The sequence below is a fragment of the Streptomyces boluensis genome (genome assembly GCF_009908195.1).
In the GTDB taxonomy this organism is placed as follows: domain Bacteria; phylum Actinomycetota; class Actinomycetes; order Streptomycetales; family Streptomycetaceae; genus Streptomyces; species Streptomyces boluensis.
Genome location: NZ_JAAAHS010000443.1, coordinates 1 through 5651, shown reverse-complemented (window position 1 = coordinate 5651; position 5651 = coordinate 1). Strand labels below are relative to the sequence as shown.

Sequence of the window (5651 nt, the reverse complement as noted above, 5' to 3'; positions counted from 1 at the left end):
CGTCACCGCCGCCCCCACGGCCCGACCGGTGTGAGCACCCCGAGCCGGTCCTCGATCTCCTGCGCCGCCGCCAGGCACACGTCCTCACGGAAGGCGCGGCCCACCACCTGCACGCCCGCGGGCAGGCCGTCGACGAGGCCGGTCGGGACCGCCACCGCCGGGACGCCGACGAAGCTCGTCGCCGTACACAGACGCATCGCCGTCGCGACCCGGTCACGGCCCGCCGGGTCCCGCGACTCCAGGCCGGGCTCGACCGGCGGCTCGGTGAACACCGGGCCGAGCAGCAGCGGGTACGTGTCCAGGAACTCCGCCCACGTACGGCGGATGTTCAGCCAGGTGCCCGTGAGCTTCACCAGCTCGGGCACGGTCGCCGGCTCCGTCCTGCTCATCGCCATCTCGATGTACCGGTCGCCGCCCTCCCCGAGCAGCGTGCGCACCACCGGCCAGGCGGGTGCGAACTCGGTGAGCGTGATCCGGAGGTACGCGTCCAGGGCCTCGTCGAGGCGCGGCACGTCCGGCACCTCCTGGACGTCGTACCCGGCCTCGCGCAGCGCATCGGCCGCCGTCGCCACCGCCCCGGCGATCGAAGGGTGCACCCCGTGGCCGCCGGGGTCCGCGACGACCGCGACCTTCACCGGGCCGGGCAGCGGCGGCCCGTACGCGGGCACCGGCACCGCCCGCGGATCGCGCGGATCGGCCCCGGCGAGCACCTCGTACGCCCGCGTCAGATCGCGCACGCTGCGTGCCAACGGGCCGTCCGTGACCAGGAATTGGGAGGCCGGGCCCGGATCGTCGGGGCCGATCGCGCGGTGGTCGGCGGGGAACCGGCCCGTGCTCGGCTTCAGACCGGTGACCCCGCAGAACTGCGCGGGGATACGGATCGAACCGCCCGAGTCGTTGCCGAGGCCGAGCGCGGCCATGCCGGTGGCGACGGCCACGCCGTCCCCGCCGCTGGTGCCGCCGGGCGTGACCGTGCGGTCCCAGGGGTTGAGCGTCTCGCCGAACAGCTCGCTGCGCGGATGCATGCCCGCGAGGACCAGCGTGGGCATGTTGCTGTGCCCGATCGGGATGGCACCGGCCGCGCGCAGCCGGGCCACCGGGGGAGCGTCTGCCGGTGCGACCAGGTCACGGAAGCGGGGCGTCCCGTACGTCGTCGGTACGCCCGCCACGGCGGTGGTCTCCTTCACGGTGAACGGCACGCCCGCGAGCGGCCCGAGCTCCTCGCCCGCGGCCCGCCGCCGGTCGGTGTCCGCGGCGGCCTCGCGGGCCCGCTCGGCGAGCAGTTGGGTCACGGCGTTCACCTGCGGGTCGACCTCGGCGATGCGCTCCAGGTGGCTGTCGACCAGGTCGACCGCCGACACATCACCGCCGCGCACCGCGTCCGCCTGCTCGGTGGCCGTCAACTTCCACAGGGGTTCCGCCATCACTCGTTCCTCGCCCGCCGCTGTCCGTCGTTCGTTCCGATGCGCTTGCATCGGAAACGACTGTAGCCGGTGAAGCGATGCGCGCGTATCGAATAAACTGACGCCCACGTTCGGTACGTGAACCGGTACGTGAACCGGTACGTGAATCGGTACGCGAGAGGGAGGCGGCAGCCATGCCCAAGCAGGTGGATCACGACGACCGGCGCCGCCGGATCGCCGAGGCCGTCTGCCTCCTGGCCGACGAACGCGGCCTGGAGGGCGTCACGTTGCGCGATGTCGCGGTGCGCGCGGAGGTCTCCATGGGGGCGGTGCAGCGCTGTTTCCGTACGAAGGACGAGATGCTCGTCTTCACGCTCGGGCACGTCGGTGAGCGCATCACCGCACGCGTACGGTCCCGGCTGCGGTCAGGACCCGCCCAGTCGGCGGCCACCGCGCTCGGGTACGCCGCCACGGAGGTCTCCCTGCTGCGCGCGGAGCACCGCACGGAGGCGCGGGTGTGGCTCGCGTTCGTCGCGCAGGCCGCCGTCAGCGAGCCACTCGCCGACACGCTGCGGGCCAACTACGCGGCGCTGCAAGAGGTGTTCGCCCGGCTCATCGCGGAAGCGGCCGAAGGCTCCGGGCAGGTCGGGTCCGGGGGCGCGCCATCTCCGGACGCGGTGCGCGAGGCCCGCACCCTGCTCGCCCTGACCGACGGGCTCACCGCCCACGTCCTGATCGGCCACCTCACGCCACGGCAGGCGCAGGACGTGCTGCACGCCCACCTCGACTCCCTCTGAACCCGGCCCGCCCCGGACGACGGGGCGTGAACCGACCGGCCGGCCGCCCGGCACCGGCTCGTGGAGACGGTCACCGCTCCGGCAGTGGCGGATCGCGTGTGACCGATGACGCGCGGGTCAGGGCGAGTTGAGATACCTCCTCAGGCGTCCTTGAACGCCCGGTGCACGGCCTTGCCGACGAAGGTGCCGAGGTCCTCAGGGCTCCAGGTGTTGCTCTCGTCGAGCAGGGAGCGCACCGCCGACTCACAGGCCCCCATGAACAGTTCGATGAGGACCGGCAGCTTCTGCTTCAGGTCGGCCGTGTGCCACCAGGCCTCCATGGCCGGTGCGATCCACCGGGTCGCCTCGGTCTGAACCTGTGCGCGTGCGGCGCGGAAGCGCCCGGCGACAGACGGGTCGGGGTCGCCCGCGAAGACGAGGCGCCAGGTGTCGGGAGCGTCGGCCGCCGCTGTGAGAAGGGCCTTGAAGCCGCTGACGAAGGCCAGTTCGGAGTCCTCGATTCCGCCTGTGCTGTGCAGGGCGGAGACGAGCATGTCGAGCAGGGACGACGTCTCGCGATCGAGGAGTGCCTCGACCATCTCGATCCGGTCGGAGAAGCAGGCATAGACCACGGGCCGGGTCACGCCCATCTCGGTGGCCACCGAGCCCACGGTCACCGCGCCGATCCCGTCGCGGACGGCGATCGCCAGCGCGGCGTCGAGCGCCTGCGGGCGTCGGCGTTCAGGTCCCAGGTGGGGGGCGCGCTGTCGCGTTGTCCGCGTGGTTGTGCGGGAAGTCATGGCCCGATCCTAAGCGTTCGAGAAAGTTCCTGCACCGCTGTAGCAAATTCCTACATCCGCGAAGTAATCTGCGGGGGCCGCCTTGGCGACGAGAGAGGCCCATGCAGCTGTTCAATCCGCACCAGACGGGCGTGCGACCTTCGCCGGCTTCGCCCGTCTGCCCAACGTGAAGGTCTTCCTGGAGCAGGTCGACGCGTTCCAGGGGTTCCTCGGCACCACACCGCTGAGCAAGGCACAGATGCGGGACCTCGACCTGCTGCTTGTCGTCGGCGGGTATGGGCCGAAGCCCGCGCAACCGCCGACACCTACGCAATGAAGCTGTGAGGCTCCCATGAAGAAGTCAACGACAGCGATCGAGCCGCACGAGGACTACGGCTTCTTCGCCCCGGACTCCGTCACCCGCAAAGTGTGGGGATACCCCACGACGCCGTTGATGGGCATCGTCCGCGCGGTGACGATCGAGGAGTTGGACCCCAACCTCCTCGCCGCGGTCCACAACACCGGCGCGAACTACGACCGGCTCGATACGCGTTACGCCCGCACCGTCCAGTACTTCGCCGCGGTCGCGTTCGCCGACAGCCGGACGGTCTCGAAGATGGCCGACGTCCTGGTCAAGATCCACTCGAAGGCGATCGGCATCGAACCGGTCAGCGGCAACCGCTACGACGCCAACGACCCGGACTCCCAGCTCTGGATCCTCATCACGGGCTGGCACTCCGTGCTGAAGGCCTACGAGACGTTCGGTCCCGGCAAGCTCAGCGACGCCGAGGTGGAGCAGTTCTGGGCCGAGTGCGCGACAGCCGCAGAGTTCCAGACCTGCGACCCGGCCGCGGTACCCCGTACGCGGGACGAGGTGCGCGCGTACTTCGAGAAGTGGCGGCCGAAGCTCGCCGCGAGCCTGGCCACCCAGCGGATGATGCACCACCTCCTGAACGGGGCGAAGGAGATCACGCCGCGCAAGGGCATCCCGGGGCTGATGCGCCCGATCGCCAACGTGATGATCCGGCGGGCCACCATCGCCACGCTGCCGCGCCACATGCGGAAGCTGGCCGACATCCGCCAATCCCGCCTCACCGACGCGGCGGTGACCCTCGCCATGCGCCTCAACATGGTTGTTGTCGCCAGGAGCATCCCGCTCCAGCGCTGGTTCATCGGCATGCTGGCGCCCAGGACGCTGCCCGTCGTCGAGCCCCACTGGCGTGGTCTGGCGCCCGTGGACCCGGTGGTTCTGACGCCCGCGGAGGCACGCGAGCGCTACGGCTACGCCAAGCCGGCCGAGGCACACCTCGAGATCCGGGCCCGCCAGTCGGCCCGTGTCTTCGACGAGCACAAGGCACCGAGCGACGACGGCCTCGTCGAGTCCCAGGCGACCCTCGGAAGGCTTGCCTGAGCGGAGTTCGTGCGGTGGGTGTTCGGGAAGCCGGCAGTCCGGCGATCGGCAGAGCGCCTCTCGCATGAAGGAACGGCATCGAAGCCGGGCGGAAGACGGCCTCGGCGGTCCCGCCGCCGACGGAGCCGGCTGGTCCGACGGCAGCGGGACGACCTACTTACGGCAGTTGGTCCAGGAACCAGGTGGAGAGTTCCTCGGTGACCAGGGTGTGGGTATCGCTCTGCGAGGCGAGTTTGACGGCGTGGAAGGGCGTCTCCTCCAACTCCTCATCGGCGATCGGGGTGTAGAGGTCGTCGTGGGTGGCCGGCTCCCGTAGGGCGATGGCGCTGACGGCCGGGACGAAGCAGTGCTCGCGGATCGGGTTGTCGACGCCGAAGCCCAGCAGGGACGGGAGATCGTTCAACTTGTCGGCGAGGATGCCGAACCCGTCGAGGGTGCCGCCGGGCGCGCCGTCGATGTCGGGCAGTCCGTTGGTGTGGACCTCGTTGTTGGGGGTGGTGAGGACCCGCAGGTTGGCGACGAGCTGGCTCTCGCCCTCCGACTGGGTGCGCAGCTTGGTGCCGGCGATGGTGAGTCCCTTGCCGATGAGGGCGTCGGCGCCGGGGCTGATGCCGTTGCCGGCGCCGGTGTCCGGACCGTTGGCGAGGGCGATCAGCCGCGTCTCCCTCGACCGGGGCCAGTTCCCGACCTCCTCCAGCGCGCGCAGGAAGGCTCGGCGCTTCTCGCTGGGGGCGTGCTTGTCGTCCCAGTTTGCGATGTGCTGCGAGAGCAGCTCCTGGGCGGCCGGGCTGTTGATCTGGTCGGAGAAGGCCGGGTTGAGCTTCTTGATGTAGTGCGCGAACGCCTGGAGGGCGATGGGGATCCAGGCGCCGGTGTGCGGGCTGTCGTAGGAGAAGTAGAGCTGCGTCTGGTGCTCGATCCCGACCGTCTCCATTTTGGCGAGGGCGTACCGGGTGACCAGACCGCCCATGCTGAAGCCGCCGACGGTCAGCGGGTGGTCGCCGACACGGCGGTCGATCGCCTCAATGACGGCCGCCAGCACCGCCTCGGCGTTCTGCAGGATCGACGCGCTGCGCTCGTGGTAGCCGATGAGAACGACGTCGCGGCCACGGCGGCGGAGCTCGCTGAGGAGCGGGTACGGGCCGTACTCCAGGTTCTCCCAGGTGAGGGCGAGGTCGCTGGGGCCGGTGCTGAAGCCGTCCGCGATCAGGACCGGGCGGGTGAGCTGGCCGTTGCCCTCACCGTGGTAGATCCAGGCGGTGCCGTGGGGGAGGTCCCAGAC

The 5651-nt window shown here is 70.7% G+C and carries 6 protein-coding genes; 3 read left to right on the top strand and 3 right to left on the bottom strand.

The window, feature by feature from the left end:
* Positions 1-2 precede the first annotated feature (2 nt).
* A complete protein-coding gene (locus tag GUY60_RS33250) occupies positions 3-1424 on the bottom strand; it encodes an amidase (RefSeq protein ID WP_161704684.1) in 1422 nt (473 codons plus the stop codon).
* 173 nt (positions 1425-1597) lie between these two features.
* Between GUY60_RS33250 and GUY60_RS33245 the strand changes: the two genes are divergently transcribed.
* Positions 1598-2200 (top strand): TetR/AcrR family transcriptional regulator, encoded by a 603-nt coding sequence (locus GUY60_RS33245; protein ID WP_161704683.1) that lies wholly within the window; start codon positions 1598-1600, stop codon positions 2198-2200.
* Between the two features lie 140 nt (positions 2201-2340).
* Here GUY60_RS33245 and GUY60_RS33240 read toward each other — a convergent pair whose 3' ends face one another.
* A complete protein-coding gene (locus GUY60_RS33240) occupies positions 2341-2979 on the bottom strand; it encodes a TetR/AcrR family transcriptional regulator (RefSeq protein ID WP_161704682.1) in 639 nt (212 codons plus the stop codon).
* Positions 2980-3145: 166 nt separating this feature from the next.
* On the opposite strand from GUY60_RS33240, the gene GUY60_RS38365 reads away from it, so the two are divergent.
* Both GUY60_RS38365 and GUY60_RS33230 read left to right on the top strand, forming a co-directional pair.
* Positions 3146-3295: a hypothetical protein gene (locus GUY60_RS38365; RefSeq protein ID WP_187370194.1), complete on the top strand. Its 150-nt coding sequence runs from the start codon at positions 3146-3148 to the stop codon at positions 3293-3295.
* 15 nt (positions 3296-3310) lie between these two features.
* Positions 3311-4369, top strand: a complete 1059-nt coding sequence (locus GUY60_RS33230) for an oxygenase MpaB family protein (RefSeq protein WP_161704680.1) — start codon at positions 3311-3313, stop codon at positions 4367-4369.
* A 157-nt stretch (positions 4370-4526) separates the two neighbouring features.
* Here the strand turns inward: GUY60_RS33230 and GUY60_RS33225 are convergent.
* The coding region (locus tag GUY60_RS33225) for a lipase family alpha/beta hydrolase (protein WP_187370193.1) at positions 4527-5651 on the bottom strand (1125 nt) is incomplete at its 5' end.

Bases quoted from the DNA above. Each gene is read 5' to 3' on its own strand.
- GUY60_RS33250 (WP_161704684.1), bottom strand. From the start codon at position 1,424: ATGGCGGAACCCCTGTGGAAGTTGACGGCCACCGAGCAGGCGGACGCG.
- GUY60_RS33230 (WP_161704680.1), top strand. From the start codon at position 3,311: ATGAAGAAGTCAACGACAGCGATCGAGCCGCACGAGGACTACGGCTTC.
- GUY60_RS33245 (WP_161704683.1), top strand. From the start codon at position 1,598: ATGCCCAAGCAGGTGGATCACGACGACCGGCGCCGCCGGATCGCCGAG.
- GUY60_RS33240 (WP_161704682.1), bottom strand. From the start codon at position 2,979: ATGACTTCCCGCACAACCACGCGGACAACGCGACAGCGCGCCCCCCAC.